General features: G+C 42.8%; 3 protein-coding genes. 1 reads left to right on the top strand and 2 read right to left on the bottom strand.

Features of this window, described 5'->3' with window-relative positions:
• The first annotated feature begins 159 nt into the window (after nucleotides 1–159).
• Nucleotides 160–834: an outer membrane protein assembly factor BamD gene (locus Q7J27_03270; protein ID MDO9528158.1), complete on the top strand. Its 675-nt coding sequence runs from the start codon at nucleotides 160–162 to the stop codon at nucleotides 832–834.
• Nucleotides 835–1,275: 441 nt separating this feature from the next.
• On the opposite strand, the gene Q7J27_03265 is transcribed toward Q7J27_03270, so the two are convergent.
• Together Q7J27_03265 and Q7J27_03260 are read right to left on the bottom strand one after the other, a co-directional pair.
• Nucleotides 1,276–2,562 (bottom strand): diguanylate cyclase, encoded by a 1,287-nt coding sequence (locus tag Q7J27_03265; protein MDO9528157.1) that lies wholly within the window; start codon nucleotides 2,560–2,562, stop codon nucleotides 1,276–1,278.
• A gap of 18 nt (nucleotides 2,563–2,580) precedes the next feature.
• The coding region (locus Q7J27_03260; GenBank protein MDO9528156.1) for an ATP-binding protein at nucleotides 2,581–2,873 on the bottom strand (293 nt) is incomplete at its 5' end.

Here is a 2,873-nt window from a genome sequence, read left to right as displayed (position 1 = left end):
AGGATACAATCGTTGGCCTTACGTCGAAGGATCGTCTGGAAGATCTATTAAAGAAAAATATGTAGCGCGGGGTCTCCGTGTCCCGCCAGTATGTGCCCTACAGAGCGGGCACGCTACATAGTGGATTCAAAAGGGAATTTTTATATAAGGGAATTCAAAATGCGTTTCGCGAAATTTTTTTCTATCATTGTTTTAATAGCTTTTCTGTCAGGATGTAATTTTTCGTGGGGTAGTCCGCGCATGAGCCGCGCTACACCTGAAGGGCTCTACGAACACGGATACTCATGTTATCAGAACGGCGATTATAAGGAAGCAATAGAATCATTTCAAAGATTGAAAGAAGAATATCCACTGAGCAAATTTGCAATAATGGCAGAGATAGGGATTGCCGATTCATTCTTTAGCAAAAAAGATTATGCGGAAGCCGAAATATACTACAATGATTTTATGAACCTCCATCCCACAAATGAAAACCTGCCCTATGTTATGTACCAGCTCGGCATGTGTCATTATAATCAGATGTACTCGATTGACAGGGATCAGACGGAAACGTTCAAGGCCAAAAAAGAATTTGAAAGACTCATCTCGCGATTTCCATCAAGTAAATTTTCAATGATGGCTGATAAAAAACTGAGAGATTGCAGGAAAAGGCTGGGTGAACAAGAGTTCTACGTGGGACATTTCTATTTCAAGATGAAAAGATATAAGGCTGCTCTAAAACGATTTGAAACAGTGGTCAGGGAATACTCGAATCTTGGTATGGACTACAAAGTAAGCTACTTCCTTCATGAAACAAAAAGAATCCTTAAACAGGAAGAGCAGAAAGAAAATTGAAATATCAAAACGCAAAACTAAAAAGTAGCCTGTTCCCCGAACAAACCTGTCAAAAACCCAAGTAGAGCCCGTTCCCCGAACGGGCCGATGAGGGCATCGGCCCCTACATCAAAGTTTTAACCCTCTTTTATATTTAATGTACTCGTAAAAAGTCTCAAAATGTGTCATTTGTCATCCTGAACTCGTTTCAGGATCTCACTTGTTTCAGCATCTAAATATTTCAATAAGTTAGAGACCCTGAATGATCCTGAAACAAGTTCAGGACATGATTTTGGGTGACAAAAACTGACTTTTTACGAGTGCATCATATTTAATACGAAGTTGCATTCGAAGACGACTCCGTCGGGCGAGACGCCCGACCTACTACGGGGGTAGGACAGGCGTCCTCGCCTGTCTAAAAATATGGGGACAGATTTAAAATCTGTCCCCATATTTTTGTTGCTAAAGCCCTTTTTTGTCAACGTTTGAACTGTAGAGCCGGTAACCGTTGCGGCCATGTTTTTTTACGTTGTACATGGCGATGTCGGCGTTTTTTATCAAGGTGTCAGCATCTTGACCGTCTTCAGGATAGACAGCAATCCCTAAACTGGTGGTAATGTTGAGTTCGTGACCATTAACTGAAAGCGGCTTTTGAAATGCATCAATAATCTTCTCAGCAATATTAGCAACATCGTTCACATGAACAACTTCAGACAGCAAGAGCAAAAATTCGTCGCCCCCCATGCGGGCAACGGTATCGCTCTCACGGAGTAGTCCACTCAGACATTTGCCGACAGCTTTCAGCAGTCTGTCTCCAAAGCTATGACCAAACGTATCATTGATTTCCTTGAACTCATCCAGATCTAATAACATTACGGCCAGCTTTTTAGGGTTGCGGCGTGCACGAGCCAGTTCCACGGCAAGACGATCATTGAACAGCGCCCGATTCGATAGACCGGTGAGTTGATCATGCGTGGCCATATAGACAAGTTCTTCCTCCACCAGTTTGCGGTCGGTGATATCAGCTAACGTCCCCCTTACTTCCATAACACGATTATCTTTTAAGATAGGCCGGCCGGTAGTTCTTAACCAGCGAGATTCGCCGGACCTGGTCAGAAACCGAAAATCAGTTACCTCTTTCCTTTCGGACACAATCTCCTGAAGCTTATTCGTTCGGCTGGTCAGATCTTTTTCATAAATGAATTCGGTAAATCTCTTACCAATGATCTCGGATGGACTGTAACCGCTAAACGATTCAATATTGGGACTTATATAGGTTACTACTGCATTCTCGTCTAACGAATAGATTATTTCACTTATATTTTCTACAAGGCCGCGATATTTTTCTTCACTATCCCGAAGAGCCTTTTCCATTTTATGTTTGTAAAGTGCCATCTCGACGGAGTTATACAAATCCCTCTCCTCGAACGGCTTGAGCATATAACCGGACAGCCCTGTCTTCTTCGCCTTATGTAACCTATCTTCGTCCCCATAGGCAGTAAGACATACAACAGGAATATCAAAACGGGAACATATCTGCCCGGCAGCGTCTATACCATTCATGTCGCCTTCTAACATGATATCCATGAACACCAAATCAGGAAGTACATCCTCTACTATCTTAACAGCTTCCTCACCGGAAGAAATAATGGCAAGAACATCGTATCCAAACTTCCGCAGAATCCTCGCTATGTCCTCACCAACAACCCGCTCATCTTCAACGACTAAAATCCTTACCTTCTTCTCCATTTTCTTCAACACACCTTCTCATCTTATTCTTCTCAGCCTCAGCACAAAAACCGCACCCATAGGGGTGTTATCCTCAATATGTACAATCCCGCCATAGCTTTCCATGGCTTTCTTGACTATATGCAATCCCAGACCGGTATGTCCGGTCTCGCCATATTGAAAGCCCTTTTTGAATACTTGCTCCTTAATCTGATCCGGGATTCCAACACCATAGTCGGCAATTCTTACTTCACAGAAATTTTCCTGCTTGTCTATCGTTATGTCTATCCTGTCGGTCTTCCCGTGATCTATGGCATTCCTTATTATGTTAT

Source organism: Syntrophales bacterium, from assembly GCA_030655775.1.
Taxonomy (GTDB): domain Bacteria; phylum Desulfobacterota; class Syntrophia; order Syntrophales; family JADFWA01; genus JAUSPI01.
This window is presented reverse-complemented; position numbering and strand designations above follow the sequence as displayed.

Bases quoted from the DNA above. Each gene is read 5' to 3' on its own strand.
- Q7J27_03270 (MDO9528158.1), top strand. From the start codon at position 160: ATGCGTTTCGCGAAATTTTTTTCTATCATTGTTTTAATAGCTTTTCTG.
- Q7J27_03265 (MDO9528157.1), bottom strand. From the start codon at position 2,562: ATGGAGAAGAAGGTAAGGATTTTAGTCGTTGAAGATGAGCGGGTTGTT.